Origin of the sequence: Streptomyces sp. NRRL F-5122 (assembly GCF_001507435.1) — a bacterium.
GTDB lineage: Bacteria > Actinomycetota > Actinomycetes > Streptomycetales > Streptomycetaceae > Streptomyces > Streptomyces lannensis.
The window spans coordinates 1-18,341 of the sequence record NZ_LMWH01000277.1; the positions used below are offsets into that span (position 1 = coordinate 1).

Genomic DNA, 18,341 nt, shown 5'->3' on the forward strand with positions numbered 1-18,341 from the left:
CGTCCCACAACCACCTCCAAGATCAGGTCTTGGAGACAGTCTGCTGGCTCACGGGCAGCGAGTCGATTACCCGGCCAAGGCTGCGTGACGAGCCACTAGACCCCCGTGCGCGCGGTGATCCGGACCGAATACCGGAACTCGCCGACTGAACCTCGGTCATGCCTGGGCTGCTTGCCACCGGTAAGGGTCGGCCCGCGATCGGGCCTGGCGACGACGCCGCCAGTGGGACCAGCTGAGCCGGTGATCCGCCTCGTGGCCGGGCTGGACAACGAGTGTGATGAACAGGCGCTGGATCTCGTTGCCGGTGAATGGGATCAGCTCACTTGGCCCGGGTGATGCCTAGGCTTCATCGGCCCCCGGCGCCGCCCATTAGGCGTGGGCGAGCATGGCGAGGGTGACCCAGCGGCTCCAGGAGGGGTAGCGGCGGACCTGGTGCTCATCGAGCCCGGCCAGGCCCTTCTCGACCTGCCACCTGGAACCAGCCGTCTTGACCAGGGTGCTCAGCGGGACCGGCAAGGTGGAATGGCAGCGGTAGTAGGCGAGTTCACCGGTGGTGCCGTTGCGCCGGATCAGCAGCAGGCGGTAGCCCGGCGCCGGGTCGGCGAGGTCGAACAGTTTCTGCCAGGCCCGCTTGGGCAGCTTCGCCGCCAGCGCGTCGGCGCAGAACTTTCCTGCTTGGTGGCCACTTCGGCCGAGAAGGCCACGGCGAGCACATAGTTCTTGCGGGGCAGGTCCGACAGCAGCCCAAGCACCAACCGCCCGGCCCACAACCGGGGTTCGACCCGGGCGAACCGGCCCGCGATACGGCCTATGGCCACCTCGAACGCCTCCCGCCAACGGCCGGGAGATCTCGTGCGGCGACGGCGCGAAGGGACCGCGCGTCTATCACTGGGCAGCGGTGCGGCTGCCAGCCGTCGCCGAGTTCGACTATCAGGGCGAGGTCCCTCACCGGATGCGGTGGGCGCTGGCTCGGCGCAGCATCAGCAAGCCCGACGAGATCGCCTACTACCTCGCCTACGCACCCCTGCAGGCCACGGTCCAGGAGCTGGTGCAGGTTGCCGGGGCGCGCTGGGCGATCGAGGAGTGCTTCCAAGCCGCGAAGAACGAGTGCGGCCTCGACCAGTACGAGGTCCGCCGCTACGTGGGCTGGTACCGGCACATTACTCTGGCCATGCTCGCCCACGCCTTCCTGGCCGCCACGGCACACCAGGCCGGGGAAAAGGGGGCAGAACCAATGGGACGGCCGGGGCAATCGTGCTCACAGTGGCGGAAGTTCGGCGACTCCTGGCAGCTTGTTGTCCCCAGCCCCGCACTTACGCGGACACCGAGGACTACGCCTCGCGCTGAGCTGGTCGAACTGGCGCCGCCGACGTCAAGGAGTTGCCCGCCGCTGCCGCTATCTGCGGCGTTGTCGCACGATCGAGGGGCGGTCTCCGTAGGCCGACCCTGCACCATCGAAGTCCCGCTACACTCCCGCCACCCGGCGAAAGACAAGGTCAGACAGCGAAGTCCTGCTGGAGTACTAACCTTGCAACAACCCTGAGGGCACGGCGCGGAGCTTGCGTCAGACAAGGAGCTCGGCGAGCGGGAAGGAGCGATGGCGACGTGGCGGAACCAAATAGTTCTGCCGGTGAGTCGTGCTCAGGACCGAGTTGATGCCGGCGTGGGGGCTACGCGGTGCGATAGGAAGTGTCGTATCGGGATAGTAGCCGTCCATCGATAGCCGAACGCGATTGAAGATTGCAATCGTCGGCTGGAACGAAATGAAGTGCAACCCGGCCGCTTTTTTCTTGCTGTAATGGTCTGCCGTCGGATCGGAGGTGTAGTGGAACGGATTGTCCAGCGTGTCGAAATCGCCGCGCACGGGGATGGTCGTCCCCGCGGGGTAGGCCTTCCCGTAGTTGCTGGTCGTCGGCGATGTGGTGCTGTCCACCTGCGACATGCTCCCGGTGTGGCCGTAGGCGTGGTACCGCTGGACCCCTTGCGCCACTTCGGCCTCACTTTGACCTGGCGGTTGGAGGGCAAGCGTACCCGGCGCAGGCGGGGGCGAGAGGCCGGGCTGGAGCATCGCCTGGACGCGATCCGCGTACTGAGGGAAATTCCGTTCGTACCAGGCCACCAGATCTTGAAACAGGTGCGAGAGATGCATGGTCGTCCCCTGTCTGAAGTAACCGTTGGGCCACTGATCGGTGAGGCCAGGCAGGGTCTCTAGATTGGCGATGTTGCCGGGTCCCATATTCGAGTCCAGGGTGGTGGCGAAGCCGAGGAAGCCCTGCGCCTGTCGAGGAATCGACTGTGCACCGGGGATATTAGCTGCCAGCGCCAGCTTGCTCGGCAGGCCCTGCTGCCCGTAGAAACCGCCCCCGGAGAAGCCATAGCGGATACTCGTCACCTTGAACAGGCTGCCCGCCTGGTTGCTCCCAGTCCCGAAGAGGACCTTTTGGGCTGCCTTGACATTGGCGAGCGAGTCACTGCGGAGCAGCACGGCCACGTCATTCTGTTCCAAGCGGACCGGCCCGAAGCCAGGCGGAGGCTGGTCGCTGGGGAACGTCCGGGCCTCCTGCAGCGCATATACGGTATGACCCTCCGCCTTGGAGGCCATCAAATCGACCGGCAGATACGCCGGGTAACGTGTTCCCGCCTTGAAGAAGCCCGACGCCTTGCCCAGGGTGGGAATGTAGTGGTGGAAGTATGGAAGTCCCCAGGCTACCGTGGTAGCCACACCTGTCGGAGTGGGCGGAAATTGACGTTCCAGATCCAGGAGGACGGACTCAAGGTGGTGCTGCGCCTCCTGCAACGCCTTGGCTTCCGCCGGCACATTCAACCTTGCGGTAATGACATGATCGTGTAGGGCCGGCACCCGGACAGCAATCGTGCCATTGCTACTCTTCACGCCCGAACCATCGACCATGACGACCGGCTCGTTCTGCAGGATGTATTGTTCCTGGATGGGCGGGCTGTCGGCGACAGCGGCCCGATCCGGTGGTTTTGCAATGCCGTCGATCAACTCATAGATGCCGGCGGATGCCAGAGCGGTACCGAGGGTGCCCGCTGTCCCTTGAAGAAGACGTCGCCTACTCAAGTTCCCGCGTGGTCGTCCCGCACGCGCATTTTCGTTGCTATCTGTCATGAACGTATTCCGCCACTGTGGAGTAGATTCCGCCATCACCCGGCATCGAAGGTCTGGCCTGCTCTAATGACCGTGATTGGCCTTCTTGCCGCTAATACGTATCGGAGGGGGCAGGAGTGTTGCAATAGAAGGTGAGGACTTGGCGAGTGCGTCGTCACTGAGGACCGTCGCCCGATTAGCCGTCTACCACGTCTGCCTTATCATCACCTTCACTGTCACGATATAACCACACGCGGCCTGGGTCGTTGAATACGACACGCGGCCTGGGTCATTGAAGCCAGCGCCAATCCGCGGTTTTTCCACTCGGTGAATACGTGCAGCCTGGCACCCTCACCACCGTCACCGGCCCAGATGCCGAGGATGTCCCGAGTGCCGTCCACGGTCACCGCCATCACGACGTATACCGGACGGTGTGCGACCTGGGGAGGACCAGAGGCAGGCTCCCGGCCATAAAGCCCTGGTCCGTAAGGGGGCGGAATAGTCCAAGCTCTGGGCCGGCTATGGCTGGTGGATTCAGTCCAAGGCGACGCCGGCGAAGGCCGCGGGGGTGCGGTCGAAGGCGAGACCCTTGGCCGAGCGCGGGTGGCTCCGCCTGGAGGCAACGGGGCATTCAGTGCCCGCCCGCGCCCTGCCGCGCGAGGCAGGCATCGGCGCTGTGTTGAGGCTGATGGGCGCGGCGGTCCCGTCGGGCGGTGATGCCGGGCACAGCCTGTGGTGCGCCGGCTCGCTGACCGGCGGTGCCTGAGCGCCGCGCCGTTACGCTGAGGTCATGCGGACAGAGGCGATAGGCGACGGGGAACCAGGCGGCGATGCCGTGCGGGTGCTCGTGGTCGAGGACGACCCTGGTATCGCCCGCTCTTTGATGCGCGGGCTGACGCGGGCTGGATACGCCGCGGCGAAAGTGGACACCGGCAGCGGGGCGCTCGCCGCCGAGCCGGTGCCGGATGTCGTCCTGCTGGACCTCGGACTGCCGGACACGGACGGTGTCGAGGTCTGCCGGGCCCTGCGCCGGCGTTCCGACGTGGCCATCATCGTCATCACGGCCCGCGGTGAGGAAGGCGACCGGGTCTCGGCGCTGGACGAGGGCGCCGACGACTATCTGGTCAAGCCGTTCGGACTCGCGGAGCTGATGGCACGCATGCGGGCGGTGCTGCGCCGCACCCGGCCGGCCGCGCCCGAGGTGCTGCAGCACGGCCCGCTGGCCGTCGATCTGCGGACCCGCAAGGTCACGGTCGACGGCGTAGACGTCGCGCTCACACCCAAAGAGTTCGACATCCTGGAGTGCCTGGCCACTGACCCAGGCCGGGTGGTCACCCGCCAGCAGATCCTGGAACGGGTGTGGGACGCGCATTGGTACGGCCCGACGAAGGTGCTGGACGTGCACATCGCCGCGATGCGCCGCAAGCTCGGCGTGTCGGGTTTGGTGGAGACGGTCTACGGGCGCGGGTTCCGGCTCGGTGAGCCGGCCGGTGGGGTCGACCGGGCGTGACCCGCCGTATCGCGCTGACTGTCCTCGCGCTGATCACCGTACTGCTGGTGATCGCCGTGGTGCCGCTGGGCGTGCTGCTGACGGACCGGGAGGAGGACTCGTTCCAGAGCGCACTGGAGGCCAGTGCGCGCTCCGTGTCCGCCGCTGCTGAGGAGCACATGTCCGACGGAAAGCCGGCGGGTTCGATGGACCGTCAGCTCCACGAGGCCGATCAGGACAGGGAGTGCGCGGCGGTCTACGACTCCGCGGGCCGGGTGATCGCCACGACCTCGTGCCCTGTCGCGGTCCCCGCCCACGAGGTGGCTTCCCTGATCCGGGAATCGCTCGCCGATCCCGGCACCCACGTGGCCAAGGCGGCGGACCAGCTGGTGGTGGCCACGTCCGTCGGCGACACTGACGACCCCGCGGGCGCGGCGGTGCTGAGCCGCTCCCTCGACCCGCTCCACGACCGCATCTTCGCCGTGTGGGGCTGGCTGGCCGGAACCGCCGCCGTGGTACTCGCGGCCGGGGCTTTCGTCTCGGTCCGGCTGGCCCGCTGGGTGGGGAGCCCGTTGAAGGCGGTGGACGAGGCCGCTCAGCGACTGGGTGAGGGCTCGTTGGAGGTGCGAGCGCCGGTGGGACGCGGGCCGCAGGAAGTACGCCGGCTGGCGGCGTCCTTCAACACGATGGCGGGCCGGATGGAGGGACTCGTCCACGGCCACCGCACGGTGATCGCCGATGTCTCGCATCAGCTGCGCACCCCGCTGGCCGCGCTGCGGCTGCGCCTGGACGTGCTGGCCGACGAGACCGAGGACGGCGAGACGACCGCGGAGCTGGCCGGTGCGCAGGAGGAGATCGCGCGGCTGTCCCGGCTGGTGGACGGGCTGCTCGCGATGGCCCGTGCGGAGAGCACGGTACCCCGGCCCGTGCGGGTCCGGGTGGACGAGGTGGTGGCCGAGCGGCGCGGGGCGTGGGAGCCGGTGGCCCGCGAGCGCCGGGTGGCACTGACAACCCGGTGCGGCGCGGACCTGAGTGCCTTCGTCGGGGCCGGGGACCTGGAGCAGGTGCTGGACAACCTCATCGCCAATGCCGTGGACGCCGTCCCCGTCGGCGGCCAGGTACGCATCGAGGGCACCACCGCGCCTGGCTCGGCCGGACAGCGCACCATTGTGCGGATCAGCGTGATCGACGACGGGCCCGGCATGAGTACGGCGGCACGCTCGGCGGCGTTCCGCCGTTTCGGCAATCCGGAGGCTAAGGGGAGCGGTCTCGGGCTGGCCATCGTTCACCGCCTGGTCACTGCGAACGGCGGATCCGTCCAGCTGGCGGAGACGTCGGGAGGCGGTCTGACCGTCGTCGTGGAACTGCCCCCGTTCCGCCGCGCCCATACCCGCGGCAACCGCGGCAACGGGCAGGCTCAGTAGCCACATCCGGATTGCCCTTTTTGTTCGCCCAGGATGCGTGGGCCCGGTGGGTCCGTGGGCTCCTCGTTCGTACCCGGATATGGCCCCCACCTGGGGCGATGCATGCCTTTACCGGTTTTGAAGACTTTCTGAACGGGTCCTCGACGGGCTATGCCGGACGCTGGTGTGCAGACAGGTCCCCCTCGATGCCCTTCCGAAGGAGCACCACGAATGTCGCAGGACGAGCGAGTAACCGGGATCCGCGCCGCGCACAAGCGCAGCCAAGGCCTGCGGCGCGTCGGTCTGACCACCATCGGCGTCTCGGTCGCGGCCGCCGCCGGCTCCCTCGCCCTGGGCACCGGCTACGCCCAGTCGGTGCCGACCGCGGCGAGCATCCCGGCCCAGCGTCCCGCCGCCACCTCGCCAACGACCGGGGACGACGGCGCGCAGCAGCCGTCGGCACCCTCGGCCGACCCGAACTCCGACGACACCCGGCAGGGCACGTCGCCTCACACGCTGCGGCGGCCCGCGCAGCCCCCCACCGCCGTGCCGGCCCAGCCCGCGCCAGCCGCACCGCCCGTCACCTCCGGCAACTCATGACCATCACCGCCGCCGCTCCGGCGACGGTCAGCTTCCCGGCCCTGGGCACGACCGCGGTGCTGCTGGTCACTGATCCCGTCGCGCTGGACAACGCGCGGCGGGTGCTGGAGACCGAGCTGGCCGCGATCGATCTGGCCTGTAGCCGCTTCCGCGACGACTCCGAACTGTCGCGGGCCAACGCCGCTGCGGGCCGCGAGGTGACCGTGAGCTTGTTGTTCGCCGAGGCGCTTCAGACGGCCTTCCGTGCCGCCCAACTCTCCGATGGCACAGTCGATCCCACCGTGGGACCCGCAGTGTCGGCCCTCGGCTACGACCGCACGTTCGCCCACGTGCGCCCCGAGGACGTCCGGCCCGCGGCCGTGGTCCGGCCGGCCGGATGGCGCAGCGTGCGCTGGGACCCGGCCCGGCGGCGACTTCGGCTTCCCGTCGGGGCCGGCCTCGACCTGGGCGCGACGGCCAAGGCGCTGTGCGCGGACCGCGCCGCGGCGCGCGCCGCCCGCGCCGCCGGGTGCGGTGTGCTGATCAGCCTGGGCGGAGACCTGTCGGTGGCGGGTGAACCCCCGGAGCACGGCTGGCAGGTGGGGATCGCCGACGACCACGCCGCGCCCTGGCATCCGGACGCGCCGGTCGTCGCCGTACGCGACGGCGGCCTGGCCACCTCCGGTGTCACCACCCGTACCTGGCGGCGCGGCGGCCGTACCCTGCACCACCTCGTCGATCCGGCCACCGGCGACGTCACACCGCCCGTCTGGCGCACCGTCAGCGTCGCCGCGGCCAGTTGCGTGGACGCCAACACCGCGGCCACCGCCGCGATCGTCCGCGCGGAGGGGGCGCCCGACTGGCTGCGCCACCACCGGCTGCCCGCCCGGCTGGTACGGCCCGACGGCAGCGTGCTTACCCTCGGCGGCTGGCCGCCCGATCCCGCACCCGGAGACTGAGCATGCACCCAACCGCCACCTTTCTCGCCGCGGGCCCCAGCCCCCTGTGGTTTGCCACGCGGGCGGGCGGCACCATCGCCCTCATCCTGCTCACCGCGACCGTGGTGCTGGGCATCACCGTCGGCGGGCAGTACGCGCCGAAACGGATCGCCAGGTTCGAGATCAGCGCGCTGCACCGCAACCTCTCGCTGCTCACGCTGGCCTTCCTGGTCCTGCACGTCCTGACCACCGTCGCGGACACCTATGTGAACGTCACGCTGCTGGACGTGGTGCTGCCCTTCGCGTCCGCGTACCGGACGCTGTGGCTGGGGCTCGGCGCGGTCGCCTTCGATCTGCTGCTCGCTGTGCTTCTGACCACCGCCGTCCGGCTGCGGCTGGGTGTGCGGCGGTGGAAGGCCGTGCACTGGCTGGCGTACGGGAGCTGGCCGCTGGCGCTCTTCCATGCCGCTGGCACCGGCACCGACACCAAGGTGTCACTGCAACTGCTGCTGTACGCGGCCTGCCTGCTGGCCGTGTTGGCGGCGGTGTGGTGGCGGCTGTACCGGGCTGGCCCCGGACGCCTCAGCATGCGCCTTGCCGCGGGCGCCGCCACCGCTCTCGTCCCGGTGGTGCTGATCGCCTTCCTGACCACCGGTCCGCTACGGCCCGGCTGGGCACAGCGCGCGGCCGGTGGTGCGGCACCCGGTGCCGCACCGGCCGCCCATCAGCCCGCATCCGCTGACGCCACGACGAGGGGAGTGACCGAATGAACCGTGAACGGGAAGCCGACCCGGCGCTGCGGCTCGGCGAGCAGGCGACCGGCCCGCATGGCAGCCGCCTTCTCAGCGGCTGGTTTACCACCGGTGCCCGGGCCGGCCTGACCGAACACCTCGCCAGATACGGTCCCCCTCCGCTGCCGCAGACCGGCCGCCCGGCCACGGCCCTGATCCGCGCGGTGGACGAGGCCGGGCTCACCGGCCGGGGCGGCGCCGCCTTCCCCACCGGCCGCAAGCTGCGCACCGTCGCCGAAGCCCGGGGCACCGCCGTCGTCATCGCCAACGGCATGGAGAGCGAGGCCGCCAGCCGCAAGGACTCCACACTCCTCGACCTCGCGCCGCATCTCGTGCTGGACGGCGCCTCGCTGGCCGCCGCGGCTGTCGGCGCCGACGAGATCCACCTGTGCCTGGCCCGCACCCGCACGACCCAGTTCCGTGACCTCGACGTCGCGGTCGCCGAGCGGTACCGGGCCGGGCTCGACCCGGTACCGATCAGGTTGCACGGCCTGCCCCACCACTACGTCTCCAGCGAGGAGACCTCCCTGGTGAACTGGCTCAACGGCGGCCAGGCACGTCCCCTGCCCACTCCACCCCGGCCGTTCGAGAAGGGCGTGGACGGCCGCCCCACACTGATCGACAACGTGGAGACACTCGCCCACCTCGCACTGATCGTCCGCTACGGGCCCCACTGGTTCCGCAGCGCCGGCCGTCCCGACGCGCCGGGCACCACCCTGGTCACCCTCTCCGGAGCGGTGCGCACACCGGGCGTCTACGAGATCCCGCTGGGCACGACGCTCGCCGCCATGGTGCAGACCGCTGGCGGCGCCACCCGGCCACTGCGGGCCCTGCTGGTCGGCGGCTACTTCGGCAGCTGGCTCCTGGCCGACCAGGTCCAGAACCTGCCGTACACCAAACCCGACCTGGCCACCGCAGGCGCCGGACCGGGCGCCGGCGTGCTGTTCGCCCTGCCAGACAACGGCTGCGGCCTGTCCGAGACGGCACGGGTACTCGACTACCTTGCCAGGCAGAGCGCCCAGCAGTGCGGCCCCTGCCGGTTCGGCCTGCCCGCCGTGGCAGGCGACTTCGCCACGCTGGCCTGGGGCAGGCCGGACGCCGCACTGCTCGCGCGACTGCGGCAGCGCGCTGGCCTCCTCGCTGGCCGCGGCGCCTGCCGCCACCCCGACGGGGCCTCACGCCTGGCCGCGACCGCGCTGGAGGTCTTCGTCGACGAGGTCCACCGCCACCTGACCCACCGCCGCTGCCCCGGCGCCCGGACGGCCCCGCTGCTCCACGTACCCGACGCCCCGGGACCCGAGCAGGAGGGCTGGCAATGAGCCATCAGCACATCCTGGGCATCGACCGCATCGCCTGCGAAGGCCGCGGTCTGTGCGGCGAACTCCTCCACGAACTCGTCGACCTGGACGAATGGGGCTACCCGATCATCCCGGACCCGACCGTCCCCGACCAACTGCTCGCCCACGCCAAGCGGGCCGTGGCCGCCTGCCCGGTGCTCGCACTGCGTCTCGACCGTGTGGAACGCCCGCCCAACCGATGAACACCGCCGAGACCGCCACGGCCCGGCCCGGCTGGTCTCTGAACGAGATCTTAGGAACGCGCCGGGCAAACTGCGACCTGTCCCCAAGCGCGAATGGAAGGACTCTCCATGGTCGCGTTGACCAGCCGTCGCCTAACGGACCCCACCGACCCGCAACCTAGCGCCGCCCCTACGGCCAACGGCCCAGAGGGCAACGAGCGACTGACCGCACTGACCGGTGCCGTCCTGCTGCTGCTCTTCGCCGCCCAGGGTGTCACCCTCCTCTCCCTGGGCACGCTGCTGACCTGGCATTTCTTCATCGGCCTGCTACTGATAGGCCCGGTCGGCCTCAAGGTCGGCTCCACCGGCTACCGCTTCATCCGCTACTACACCGGCCACCCGGCCTACCGCCGCAAAGGTCCGCCCACCCCGCTGCTGCGGCTGCTCGGGCCCCTGGTAGTTGCCACCAGCGTGGCCGTCCTGACAACCGGAGTCGTGCTGGCCCTCGTCGGCCGGGCCGTGGGTCCCTTCTCCATCCTGCTGCTGCACAAGGCAAGCTTCCTCTGCTGGGCAGCGGTGATGACCATTCACGTACTGGCACACGTCTGGCGGCTGCCCCAGCTCATCACGACTGGTCTGCGGCCCAAATCCGCCCAGCACGGTACGGGGCGTCTCCCTGGCGCCCCAGCCCGCTGGGCACTGCTGGCCGCGGCCCTCGTCGGCGGGCTCGTCCTGGCCTTCCTCGGCGCCCCACTGGCCGCCCGGTGGTAGCGGCCACCGGAAGAAGACCTGCACCATTTCCGTAGCCCGCCCGAATGGGTCACCCTGCGCTTAGGCCAGGCCTAGTACCCCAGCTGTAGATCGCGATTTTGCTGGTCGGGTTGGGTCCCGGGTCGAACTGATCTCCGTCTCGATCGGTCCGGTCCGATGTGCTTGCTGTCTCAGCTGGACTGGTCAGCGGAGGCGCTGTTGGCGCTGTCGGTGGCGTAGAAGCGGCCCTGGTCGCACAGCGCGTCGATCTCGGCGTTGTCTTCCTCGCTCAGTTGGGCGTCCAGTGCGACACTGATAATGCGTCGGGCGCGAGCTAATCGCCGAGCGACATCCCAGTCGGCGATGAATGTGCCGACGGTGGACTCGTCGGCGGTTCCGGCTGCGTGGCGGGAGCCGAGGCGGTCGAGGGAGACGACGAACTCGTCCAGGTCCTGCAGCACTGCGATGACCTCGCTGAGGGGCATGCGGGTCTCTCGGGAGGACGTGTCCATCAGCTGATTCGACTCCAGGGCTGGTGCACGGGTCCAGATCCCGATCCCGCTGGTCGGGGCTGGTCCGGAACGGGTGCGGCCACCGGTGATCATCGGTGTGTGAAGACGGAAGATCAGGTAGTGGCCGCAGGCCACAGCATCGATCCTGCCCTCTGGCAGAAGGCGTTCGAGGCCTTGATGGGCCGTATCGCGGAACGGTTCGTCCGGGTGGAACCCCGGCGCAAGGCACGGGCGTTCGTGCTGAGGTTGTTGTCGGACCTGCCGCGCAAGAACTGCTGGACACTCGCAGAGCAGGCCGGGGACGCGAACCTGTACGGTCTGCAACACCTGCTGCCGAGGGCCAAGTGGGCTGCCGACGCGATACGCGATGACATTCGCGGCTTCGTCGTCGAGCACCTGCACCACGGGGATGCGGTGCTGGTCGTGGATGAGGCGACCTAAAGAAGGGCAGGGACACGGTGGGGGTACAGCGCCAGTACACCGGCACCGCCGGGCGGATCGAGAACTCTCAGGTCGCCGTCTACGTTGCCTACTCGATTCCGCTCGGGCATGCGGCGATAGACCGGGAGCTGTATGTCCCACGCTCGTGGACCGAGGACATAGCCCGCTGCCGGGCCGCCGGAATACCCGACAATCTCGCCTTCGCTACGAAGCCCGCCCTCGCAGTCCGGATGATCACCGCGCGCTGGACGTCGGCGTCTCCGCATCCTGGGTAGCCGGCGACGAGGTCTACGGAGCCAGCGCGCACCTGCGCATCGCCCTTGAGAAACGGCAGGTCAGCTACGTACTCGCCGTCGCCCGTGACCACCAGATCACCACCCGCGCGGGCACGTTCCGCGCTGACGCCCTGATCAAGAAGCTGCTGCGGCGAGCCTGGCGGAAACTCTCTGCCGGCGCGGGAGCCATGGGCCACCGCTTCTACGACTGGGCCCTGGCCGACAACCGGCCAGGCCACCACCAGCTGCTCGTCCGTTGCAACCGGCGCACCGGTGAACTCGCCTTCTACCGCTGCTGCTCAGCCGCCCGGGCGCCGCTGTCCGTCCTGGTGCGGGTCGCCGGACGCAGATGGACCGTCGAGGAGACCTTCCAGTCTGGCAAGACTGGCCGGACTGGACGAACACCAGGTCAGACGCTGGGCGTCCTGGTACCGCTGGGTCACCCTAGTGATGCTCGCCCACGCCTTCCTTACCGTCGTCCTCGCCGACGAACATGCCCGTAACCCGAAGCCGGACGAACTGATACCCCTCACCTGCAACGAGATCCAGCGCCTGTTCATCGCGCTCGTCGTCCGGCCCATCCACGGCACGGCCCACCGACTCGCCTGGTCCCACTGGCGACGCCGCCACCAGGCCCGATCCCAGGCCAGCCGCTACCAGCGACAAGCCGCCCAGACATGAAGATCGCGATCTACAGCTGGAGTACCAGACGCGTGCCGTCCTCACCGTTGGCCGACGCACGTCACCAGCTCAGTCGATGACACTCCACTGACCTCCGCTGCTGCCGTCAGGGGCGGACCAAGACGGTGCCGACCTTGCCGGGCCGTACCGCGTGCTCCACAGCACTGGCCAGATCACCGAGGCCGTATGTGCCGGCCACGTCGAATTGCTCCGTGAGCGCCAGGGCAATCTGCTTCGCAGTGGCGATATCGGACGACCGCCGCTCAGGGGACGCCTCAGACGGCCACCCGCTGATGATGTTCTTCCCTCGCAGCGTCAGGGACTTGCTAACCAGCGTCGATGCATGCGCCGACATTGGCTCCTCGGCGATCATTCCGTAACTGACCAGCATCCCGCCCGACGCCAGCAGCTCCACAAGGCTCCCCGACATCTTCCCCCCGATCGGGTCCAGGGCCACGCTCACTGGCCGGCCACAAGCGGCCTTGCGGACCTCATCAGCCCAGCCCCGATGTTCTGTCGCCACGACCGGCACGTCCGGGAACCGCTTGCGCAGCTCGGCCGCACCGCGCTCACTGCGGACGACGTTGATGAGCCCGAAGTTGTGGAACCGGGACACACCCGTCATCAGCCGCCCGACCGACGAACCCGCGGCGGTCTGCACCAAAACACCGTCGTAGCCGAAGGCCAGGTGCTCCTGAGCCTCACGGCGCAGCATGACCACGGTGAGGGGGTTCGCCAGCATCTGTGCAGCGACCGCGTCCGGCAACTCCTCTGGAACGGCGACTACCGCCTCGGTATCCGCCACGAACCACTGGGACCACGCCCCGGGCTGGGGGAAGACCGTCACGCGGCCCCCGACCTCGACCCCGAGCGCCACACGCGTGCCTGGACCGATCGCCTCCACCACCCCCGTGGCCTCGATGCCCGGCGTTGCCGGATCCACAGCCTTCCCCGGGTGGGCCTCGATGGCGTGGAGGTCACCAGGGTGTACCGGGAAGGCCGTGGTGCGGATGAGGACCTGGCCACGCTCGGGTGCCTCTGGCTCAGGCTCCTCGATGACGGTCAGAACGTCGGCGGGCGACCCGCCACGGGTGTAGACGACTCGCCGGTTCATGGCTCTCCTCCTGCACGGTGGTACGTGCGGGGTGTGCGGGGCATCGATAGGCGTCCGGCAGGAGCAGGTGCTGTCCGATGGGCCAACCGTCCAGGCGCACGGCCGCCCGCCCTCACGCAGCCCTCATCTCACGCTCGCACGGTGGGCAACCAGCGGCACGGCCGAGTAGGCCGATCGATTCCCTGCAGAGCCGGCGCTGGCGTCGCGCTCCGGGCTCGTCGTGGACGCCGCCGCTCTGAACGGTGGTGGCCGTCGTACTGCCGCCGCCAGAGGACAGGCGCCGACCACGGCTTTCAGGGATCGTCCGGTGCGTTCCGGCGCGCGGCGGGGAGTGGCGGGCGGCCGGGGGTGCCGGCTATCCGACGTGTGCGGCGATGGTCCGTGCGCACTCCATCGACTCGGTGTGCGTGGTGTCCACCTCCAGGTCGTAGACCACGCCGTGGTGGACGAGGTCCGCCTGGGAGAAGGCCATCCCGGTGACCCGGTCGCCGCGTGCCATCTCACGGCCCGCGGCCACCGCGCCGTCGCACCGGACGCCGACCCATAGCACCTGCCGGTCGCCCAGGGCCTTCTGCCAGCGCTGCTGTGAGCCCGCTTGGCCGAGGAAGACCTCGTCGACGATGATCCGGGCACCGGCACGGGCCATCGCAGCGACGCCCTCGATCCACGCCGCCTCCAGCGCCCGGAACCGGGGCCCGACGCTCACCTCGCCGTCCGCGGCGAACTCGATCCCTGCATCCGACGCGCGCAGCGACGCGGGCATCGCCTCCACCAGGGTGTCGGTTCCCAGCGCCAGCCACGGATGGGGCAGCAGTGCCTGCAGACACCGCACGATCCCGGACTTCCCCGAGCTGGAACCCCCGTTGAGCACGATCACGTCAGTCACTGCGCCACCCTAGAGGACACCGCACCCCTGCTCGAAACGGATTTCCAGGGACGGCGCGCGGGTCCTCACACCGTGTCAGGCAGCCGAGAGGGCCGAGGGACCGGGGTCGGGTGCCGTAGGACACCACCCGTGCGCCGCACGGGCGGCCGGTGGTGGTCCCGGCGGCGCCTTGCGGGTCAGGTGGAGCGGATGCAGAAGGGGTGTCCGGCCGGACTGGCATACACCCGAGAGCCTGTGTCGCGGGCAAGAGCGCCGGTGTCGTCCGCGGGCCGCAGGCGTCGTCCGCCGGCGTCGAGCACGCGCTGCTCCGCGGCGGTCGTATCGTCCGTGGTGAGGTCGACGTGCATTTGCTGGGAGGCGCCGTGGGGCCACTGCGGTGGCACGTGGCCGGCGGCGTGCTGGATCACGATGACGGGGAAGCCGTCGATGTGCAGGAAGTGGTGTGTGGCCGTTTTCGTGATCGAGCCACCGAGCAGCCGGTGCCAGAACGAGCTTTCGCTGTCCAGATCGGCGGCGTCCACGACGAGTGCGCTGAGGTGGGTGTGCACGGGGTGTGCCTTTCGTTGCGGAGGGTCTTTTGCGCGGGTGTGGCTCACACCACGGGGATGATGCCGCCGTCGACCCGGAACTCGGCCCCGGTCAGCCACTTGGCGCGCTCGGAGGCGAGGAACGCGATCATCTCTGCGACGTCCTCGGGCTTACCGGGACGCCCCATCGGTACCTTCAGGTGGTCCACGATTTGCTGCTTCACTTCGTCGAGGGCGACTCCCTTGCGGTCGGCCATGTGCTGGAGGTGGGTGAGCGCTTGAGCGCTCCCTGCGTAGCGACGAAGCCGGGCAGCACGCACACCACGCGGACGCCGTGCCCCGCCACCTCCGTCGCCAACTCGCGGCTGTAGGCGTTGAGTGCCGCCTTCGCCGCGGCCTACGAGGCTTCGGCAGGCTGCGGGAGCGTCTCTGAGCAGCTGGGCGATCTTGAATCGGATGGGGTTTCCGGGATCGTTTCCCACCGTGGTGGGGAGGCGTGGGCGTGGAGATGGAAGCCTGCGCCCAGTGCTGCTCCGCGTGGCCGGTGTCGGCCGGTGGTGGGTGTGCTGGTCGTTGTCACGTCCTGGTGCCGGTGGGCTGCGCGGGGCAGCCGGTTCCGGCCCGTTGGTGCGTGTCCCTCCGGACGCTTGCCCGCCGGTCCTGTGGGGCCGGCGGGGGAGGGTGCCCTGCGTCGCCTGGGCGCGGGGCGTGTGGATGGTGCCGGGTGGGGCCGGTTTTGGACCGGTCGTTCCGGCTGGTCTTCGGCGCCGCAGTGATGACTGCCTTCGACTCCGTCTCTTTGACCACGGAGCGGATGACCATGGCGCCGCTGGCGCGGTCCGTGATGGCCGTGGCCTGGTGGGTGAGGCCGCGTGCGGCGATTCGCCGCCATGCCCCTTGGTCGCGGTCGCCCTGCCACCCGCAACCAGAGCGGTCCGGGCAGATGGCCCACGTCCAGCCGGTGGTGGTGGGCCGGTCGGGGGCTTTGCGGTGCCGCAGCGGGGTGAGGCACTTCGGGCAGCGCTTGGAGGTGTTGTGCGCCGGGACGATGACGACGGCGATGCCGACCTCGGCCGCCAGGTGCTGCAAGCGGTCCACGATCTGCCCGCGTACCTGCTGGGACAGGCGCGTGTTCATCGTGCGGCCCATGCCCTTGGCCTCCATGGACCGCAGATCTTCCAGATAGATCACGCTCGCCCCGGCAGCAAACGCCTGGTCAACGGCCCAGCGGGCGGCAGCCCGGGCCAGAGCGTCGTTGAGGTCTGAGCGCCGGTCGCAGACGTGCCGGATCTCGTCGGTGAGAACGCGGTGTTTGGCGATCAGCGGATGCTGCTCGTTCTCGTCGATGAGCCGCCGGTAGCGGTCCGCCTTGGCGTGCAGGTACTCGGACAGCCGCCTGAGCCGGTGCTGCTTGGCCACCACCCCGGCGGCACGGAACTGGGCACCCGACCCCAGGCCGGTGATACGGCCGTCGTCGTCAAGGCGTGCCGCGCCCGCGCTGAGGAGGGTGTTCAGGCGCCAGTCCACGCCGAGCGCGACCGTGTGGCCGCTCCTGCGAGTTTGGGGGACGGCGTGGGTGTAGGCGAGGTCGGCGCGCACCCTGCCCTGGTGAATGCGCAGGGTAGGCAGGTGCAGCACCGCACCGGCCGGGACGGTGGGCGCAAGCGTGATCGGGCAGGCCACCGACGTCCAGTCCTTGTAGGAGGCAGGGTCGGGGCGGGTGGGGAGCTGCAACCGCAGCAGGGCGCGCCCGGGATCATCGGCGCGTTCGATCGACGCTTGCTGCCCGCCACACGCCGACAGCAGCAGCATGCGCGCGATGCGGGGCGAGGGCTCCAGCTTGAACACATCAGCCGGAAGCCGCCTGTGCTTGCGGACGAAAGCAGCCACCTGCCGGGTGCGGGACTTGATCACGCTGGACGGCAGGAACCGGCCTCCAGGCACAGCCTCGCGGACAGCGTCCCACTCCTGCGGCGTGCGCCTGGCCGGATCGGCGGGCCATGTCTTGAGCACGCCGACAGTCAGGTCAGCACGCCACTTCGACGACCGCAGAGTGCGCCCTGCCGTCTCTTGGGCCATGCGCACGATCGGTGACCTTGACACCCTCGGGCGAACGCGACGACCCAGCCGAGGCGGCGCAGCGCCATCCAGGCGTTCGACGGCAGCTTGCGGCCCCCCGCGTCCTGGCCGGAGGCCAGCACGTCCACATCAGCGGTCCTCCCGTGCTCGGCCAGCACCACCTCGGCCATGCCGGACACGAGATCCACGCACCAGCCCACACGCTGCGCAAGCAGCGCACCGGTGAGGACTTCGCCGGTCTTCTCATCGACGCCCGTGTGCAGCAGCCCAGGGGCACAGGCGGTGCGGGAGGTCTCGCCGTCGGCGAGCGGCACCTTCCGGCTCACCGGGCACCGTCCTGGCACTGTCTGGACTTAGAACTCCTAACAAAGTGAGAGGTTGACCAGTCGGCGCCAGCAGATGATGCCGCAGGCCAGGCTGAGGAACGCTTCGTGGATGTCGTCGCGGATCTCCCAGCGGATGCGTAACCGACGGAACCAGTGCAGCAGCGCGAAGCTCTGTTCGACCACCCACCGGTGGACGCCCAGTCCTGAGCCGTGGTCGGTGCCGCGACGGGCGATGACCGGGGTGATGCCCAGGGCCTGGACCTGCTTGCGGTACTTGTCGTGGTCGTATCCGCGGTCGGCGTAGAGCGCGACCGGTCGCCGTCGGGGCCGCCCCCGCCGGCCGCGTACGGGCGGGACGGCCTGGACCAGGGGGACGAGCTGGGTGACGTCGTTGCGGTTTCCGCCGGTCAGCGATACCGCCAGCGGGATTCCGTGCCCTTCGGTGATCACATGGTGCTTGGAGCCTGTTCGGGCACGGTCGACCGGGCTCGGTCCGGTTTTGGGCCGCCTTTCATGGCCCGCACGTGGGAGCCGTCGATCACCGCCCTCGACCAGTCCAGCGCGCCGGCGGCGTTCAGTTCAGCCAGGAGCGATTCGTGCAGACGCTGCCAGACTCCCGCGTCGTTCCAGTCGCGCAGGCGTCGCCAGCAGGTCATACCGGAACCGAAGCCCAGCTCCTGCGGCAGAAACTCCCACGGAATTCCCGTGTACAGCACGAACAGGATGCCCGACAGCACCTTCCGGTCGTCCAGATGCTTGCGCCCCGGGTGATCCGTGCGGCGCTGCACGACCGGCAGCAACGGCTCGATCCGCGCCCACAGCTCATCGGGGACGATCCACGGCGGCTGCTCACCCCTTCTCATGTGCAGGTTAACAAGCCATCAGACGCCAGCATTCCAAGGCGAGTTGCAGCATTCTGTTA

16 protein-coding genes and 5 pseudogenes are annotated in these 18,341 nt (G+C 69.5%); 10 read left to right on the plus strand and 11 right to left on the minus strand.

What is annotated here, in order from left to right:
* Positions 1 to 156: 156 nt before the first annotated feature.
* Positions 157 to 716: pseudogene (locus ADL25_RS51125) on the minus strand (IS701 family transposase); the annotation flags it as partial.
* A gap of 125 nt (positions 717 to 841) precedes the next feature.
* Here ADL25_RS51125 and ADL25_RS51130 point away from each other — a divergent pair.
* A pseudogene (locus tag ADL25_RS51130) lies at positions 842 to 1,309 on the plus strand (IS701 family transposase); the annotation flags it as partial.
* A gap of 255 nt (positions 1,310 to 1,564) precedes the next feature.
* Here the strand turns inward: ADL25_RS51130 and ADL25_RS38145 are convergent.
* Positions 1,565 to 3,007 carry a DUF7405 family protein gene (locus ADL25_RS38145; protein WP_199839281.1) on the minus strand — a complete coding sequence of 481 codons (1,443 nt, stop codon included), beginning with the start codon at positions 3,005 to 3,007 and terminating at the stop codon, positions 1,565 to 1,567.
* A gap of 404 nt (positions 3,008 to 3,411) precedes the next feature.
* Positions 3,412 to 3,552 (minus strand): annotated as a pseudogene (locus tag ADL25_RS48615) (transposase); the annotation flags it as partial.
* 347 nt (positions 3,553 to 3,899) lie between these two features.
* On the opposite strand from ADL25_RS48615, the gene ADL25_RS38150 reads away from it, so the two are divergent.
* The 8 genes from ADL25_RS38150 to ADL25_RS38185 all read left to right on the plus strand — a co-directional run bounded on the left by ADL25_RS38150 (position 3,900) and on the right by ADL25_RS38185 (position 10,599).
* A complete protein-coding gene (locus ADL25_RS38150) occupies positions 3,900 to 4,619 on the plus strand; it encodes a response regulator transcription factor (protein WP_059132517.1) in 720 nt (239 codons plus the stop codon).
* Entirely contained in the window at positions 4,616 to 6,022 is a 1,407-nt protein-coding gene (locus ADL25_RS38155; RefSeq protein WP_059132518.1) for a HAMP domain-containing sensor histidine kinase, read from the plus strand. The genes ADL25_RS38150 and ADL25_RS38155 overlap by 4 nt, the downstream gene beginning before the upstream one ends.
* Before the next feature lie 210 nt (positions 6,023 to 6,232).
* A complete protein-coding gene (locus ADL25_RS38160) occupies positions 6,233 to 6,601 on the plus strand; it encodes a hypothetical protein (RefSeq protein ID WP_059132519.1) in 369 nt (122 codons plus the stop codon).
* The gene (locus ADL25_RS38165) at positions 6,598 to 7,539 is read left to right on the plus strand and encodes an FAD:protein FMN transferase (RefSeq protein ID WP_059132520.1); all 942 of its coding nucleotides are present in this window, start codon (positions 6,598 to 6,600) and stop codon (positions 7,537 to 7,539) included. Before ADL25_RS38160 ends, ADL25_RS38165 begins: the two co-directional genes overlap by 4 nt.
* Positions 7,540 to 7,541: 2 nt before the next feature.
* A complete protein-coding gene (locus ADL25_RS38170) occupies positions 7,542 to 8,288 on the plus strand; it encodes a ferric reductase-like transmembrane domain-containing protein (RefSeq protein ID WP_063805820.1) in 747 nt (248 codons plus the stop codon).
* On the plus strand, positions 8,285 to 9,628 hold the full coding sequence (locus tag ADL25_RS38175; protein WP_059132521.1) for an NADH-ubiquinone oxidoreductase-F iron-sulfur binding region domain-containing protein: 1,344 nt from the start codon (positions 8,285 to 8,287) through the stop codon (positions 9,626 to 9,628). The genes ADL25_RS38170 and ADL25_RS38175 overlap by 4 nt, the downstream gene beginning before the upstream one ends.
* Entirely contained in the window at positions 9,625 to 9,849 is a 225-nt protein-coding gene (locus tag ADL25_RS38180; RefSeq protein WP_059132522.1) for a ferredoxin, read from the plus strand. Before ADL25_RS38175 ends, ADL25_RS38180 begins: the two co-directional genes overlap by 4 nt.
* A gap of 108 nt (positions 9,850 to 9,957) precedes the next feature.
* Positions 9,958 to 10,599, plus strand: a complete 642-nt coding sequence (locus tag ADL25_RS38185; RefSeq protein WP_059132523.1) for a hypothetical protein — start codon at positions 9,958 to 9,960, stop codon at positions 10,597 to 10,599.
* Between the two features lie 170 nt (positions 10,600 to 10,769).
* Here ADL25_RS38185 and ADL25_RS38190 read toward each other — a convergent pair whose 3' ends face one another.
* The gene (locus ADL25_RS38190) at positions 10,770 to 11,090 is read right to left on the minus strand and encodes a hypothetical protein (protein WP_147318088.1); all 321 of its coding nucleotides are present in this window, start codon (positions 11,088 to 11,090) and stop codon (positions 10,770 to 10,772) included.
* A gap of 177 nt (positions 11,091 to 11,267) precedes the next feature.
* Between ADL25_RS38190 and ADL25_RS38195 the strand changes: the two are divergent.
* Positions 11,268 to 12,487: pseudogene (locus tag ADL25_RS38195) on the plus strand (IS701 family transposase).
* A gap of 106 nt (positions 12,488 to 12,593) precedes the next feature.
* Here ADL25_RS38195 and ADL25_RS38200 read toward each other — a convergent pair.
* The 7 genes and pseudogenes from ADL25_RS38200 to ADL25_RS47220 form a co-directional block, all read right to left on the minus strand.
* The gene (locus ADL25_RS38200) at positions 12,594 to 13,601 is read right to left on the minus strand and encodes an alcohol dehydrogenase catalytic domain-containing protein (protein WP_059132525.1); all 1,008 of its coding nucleotides are present in this window, start codon (positions 13,599 to 13,601) and stop codon (positions 12,594 to 12,596) included.
* Between the two features lie 355 nt (positions 13,602 to 13,956).
* Positions 13,957 to 14,478 (minus strand): chloramphenicol phosphotransferase CPT, encoded by a 522-nt coding sequence (cpt, locus tag ADL25_RS38205; RefSeq protein WP_059132536.1) that lies wholly within the window; start codon positions 14,476 to 14,478, stop codon positions 13,957 to 13,959.
* 185 nt (positions 14,479 to 14,663) lie between these two features.
* Entirely contained in the window at positions 14,664 to 15,035 is a 372-nt protein-coding gene (locus ADL25_RS38210) for a VOC family protein (protein WP_059132526.1), read from the minus strand.
* A 44-nt stretch (positions 15,036 to 15,079) separates the two neighbouring features.
* Positions 15,080 to 15,453: pseudogene (locus ADL25_RS48620) on the minus strand (SDR family oxidoreductase); the annotation flags it as partial.
* 137 nt (positions 15,454 to 15,590) lie between these two features.
* Positions 15,591 to 17,027: a transposase gene (locus ADL25_RS38220; protein ID WP_234381205.1), complete on the minus strand. Its 1,437-nt coding sequence runs from the start codon at positions 17,025 to 17,027 to the stop codon at positions 15,591 to 15,593.
* 8 nt (positions 17,028 to 17,035) lie between these two features.
* Positions 17,036 to 17,419, minus strand: coding sequence for a hypothetical protein (locus tag ADL25_RS50045; protein WP_079050871.1), 384 nt, complete (start codon positions 17,417 to 17,419; stop codon positions 17,036 to 17,038).
* Positions 17,420 to 17,455: 36 nt separating this feature from the next.
* A protein-coding gene (locus ADL25_RS47220) for an IS5 family transposase (RefSeq protein WP_181922927.1) occupies positions 17,456 to 18,282 on the minus strand; the annotation gives its coding sequence in 2 pieces (ribosomal slippage) (positions 17,456 to 17,922 and positions 17,922 to 18,282; 828 coding nt in all).
* Between the last annotated feature and the right edge of the window lie 59 nt (positions 18,283 to 18,341).

What these genes read in the sequence shown, in the direction of transcription:
- ADL25_RS38150 (WP_059132517.1), top strand. Translation starts at nt 3,900, where the DNA reads ATGCGGACAGAGGCGATAGGCGACGGGGAACCAGGCGGCGATGCCGTG.
- ADL25_RS38160 (WP_059132519.1), top strand. Translation starts at nt 6,233, where the DNA reads ATGTCGCAGGACGAGCGAGTAACCGGGATCCGCGCCGCGCACAAGCGC.
- ADL25_RS38165 (WP_059132520.1), top strand. Translation starts at nt 6,598, where the DNA reads ATGACCATCACCGCCGCCGCTCCGGCGACGGTCAGCTTCCCGGCCCTG.
- ADL25_RS38170 (WP_063805820.1), top strand. Translation starts at nt 7,542, where the DNA reads ATGCACCCAACCGCCACCTTTCTCGCCGCGGGCCCCAGCCCCCTGTGG.
- ADL25_RS38175 (WP_059132521.1), top strand. Translation starts at nt 8,285, where the DNA reads ATGAACCGTGAACGGGAAGCCGACCCGGCGCTGCGGCTCGGCGAGCAG.
- ADL25_RS38180 (WP_059132522.1), top strand. Translation starts at nt 9,625, where the DNA reads ATGAGCCATCAGCACATCCTGGGCATCGACCGCATCGCCTGCGAAGGC.
- ADL25_RS38185 (WP_059132523.1), top strand. Translation starts at nt 9,958, where the DNA reads ATGGTCGCGTTGACCAGCCGTCGCCTAACGGACCCCACCGACCCGCAA.
- ADL25_RS38190 (WP_147318088.1), bottom strand. Translation starts at nt 11,090, where the DNA reads ATGGACACGTCCTCCCGAGAGACCCGCATGCCCCTCAGCGAGGTCATC.
- ADL25_RS38200 (WP_059132525.1), bottom strand. Translation starts at nt 13,601, where the DNA reads ATGAACCGGCGAGTCGTCTACACCCGTGGCGGGTCGCCCGCCGACGTT.